At 51.6% G+C, this 2,036-nt stretch carries 1 protein-coding gene; it reads right to left on the minus strand.

The window, feature by feature from the left end:
- Positions 1–2,036, minus strand: a 2,036-nt coding sequence (locus KDK18_RS06015) for a calcium-binding protein (protein WP_306670874.1), incomplete at both ends; no start/stop codon positions are given.

The raw sequence follows: 2,036 nt of genomic DNA on the forward strand, positions 1-2,036 counted from the left end.
GGTTGGTACCTTCAATGTTTTCAATGGATTGAATGGTATCTGTACCACCCAGGCCATCATCGGAAATACGGCCATCGCTTAGGTCAACTATGACAGCACTGGAAAGAGCGGCAAAACTGACCGTATCGACGCCATCGCCACCTCGAAGTTCATCGTTTCCGGAACCACCATCCAGCACATCGTTCCCGTCGCCGCCTTCGAGAATGTCATTACCAGCACCTCCGATCAGTGTGTCATCGTCCGCGCCCCCCTGGAGGGTATCCTGTCCACCCTTACCATCAAGCCTGTCCATGCCACGACCACTGCTCAGCACATTATCGAGATCATTCCCCGTGAGCGTGTCATTACCATGATCCGTGGTGATATTTTCAAACCCGGTGATGGTATCAGTACCCGTGAACAGGCCGTTCCCATAACTCTCATTGACCGTAACGGAACCCGTTCCATCCGGTGAGGTGCTCAGGTCAACGGTGATATCATCCGGTGTATCAAAAGGACTGGTTACCGTCCCCACCATATCCAGCGTATCAATACCTTCACCACCATCGAGGGTATCGTTACCAAAACCGCCATGGATGGTGTCATCACTGGCACCACCATCAATAACGTCGTCACCCTGATTACCGTTTATGTAGTCATTACCGGCACCGCCACTGATGGTGTCTGTCCCGTCACCACCAGAGATATTGTCATTGCCATCCATTCCGTTAAGGACATTAGCCCCAAAATCACCAATAATCTGATCATTCCAGGCACTACCGGTAGCGTTCTCAATATTGGTCAGGGTGTCTGTATCGCCACTGCTATCGGTGGCGGTTGAGCCAGCCAGATCAACCGTGACAGAACCGGTTTCATCGCTGTAATCCACCGTATCTGAATCTGCGCCACCATCCAGGCTGTCTGCGCCGGCGCCACCTTTCAGGATATCGGTACCCGCACCGCCCGATAGAATGTCATCATCAGCGCCACCGTCCAGTACGTCACCTCCGGCACCACCATAGAGAGTATCTGCGCCGTCACCACCTACCAGAGAGTCATCGCCACTCAAACCGCTAATAACGTCGTCACCGGCAAGGCCGGTCAGTGTATTATCACCAGTATTGCTGGCGTCAACGTATTCGCTACCGGTGATGATATCGTCATGGATTGTGCCGATGACATTCTCAAAATTGCTAATGGCATCAGACGTGCCATAACCGTCATCAGTTACCGATCCGGAGCCAAGGTCTACTTCGACACCACGTTCAGGCCCTATCGTATTACCGCCATATTCATAGCTGTACTGAATCGTGTCAGAACCCGCCCCGCCATCAAGCTGGTCATCACCCATACCGCCGGAAACAAAATCATCACCACCCGCCGCATCAACAATGTCATCACCAACGCCTGCGTGAATAATGTCATCATTGTCGCCTGTTGTTATTTGGTCACTGGTTGGGCTGGTATCCAGTACCAGAGGAGAAAGTTCCGATGAGGAAAGGGTGAGTTCATCCGGGTCTGTGGCATCTCGCCGGATGACAGGTATGCTGTATTCACTTTCTGAACCGTCTTTGAGAACCAGTTTAAAGGAAAGATCCACCACCTGGCTGTCAGTTTCAGTCGGGTAGGTCAGAATAAAATTGGTCAGACTCGGCAGCAGCCAGCTTCCGTCACTCTCTTTCGCCCCACCGGCAACTCCCCAGCCATCCGGGATATTTTCAACATAAATGGCTGCAATATCACTGATGTTTGCATCATTCTGCAGCACCAGATTCTTACTGTTGAATGAGTCACTGAAAAGTAGGGGATCTTCACCGTAAATTTCCAGACCACTGTTGAGATTGAGCTGGACATCAGGGTCTCCGTCAAGGCTGCTACCAAAGCGCTCGACCTCAAGATGCTGCTCAGGATCGCTTTGGGTACTCGAGGAGTTATTGCCGCCTCCACCAATAATGAACTGGCCTGCAGAACTTGAGCCGACATTGGTCACCGAAACCGAGAAGGTAATGTTACTGGTGCCCTCCCCTGTTGAAGTATGTTCTGTTGGAGTAACTTCT

The sequence above is a fragment of the Endozoicomonas sp. SESOKO3 genome (assembly GCF_024606255.1).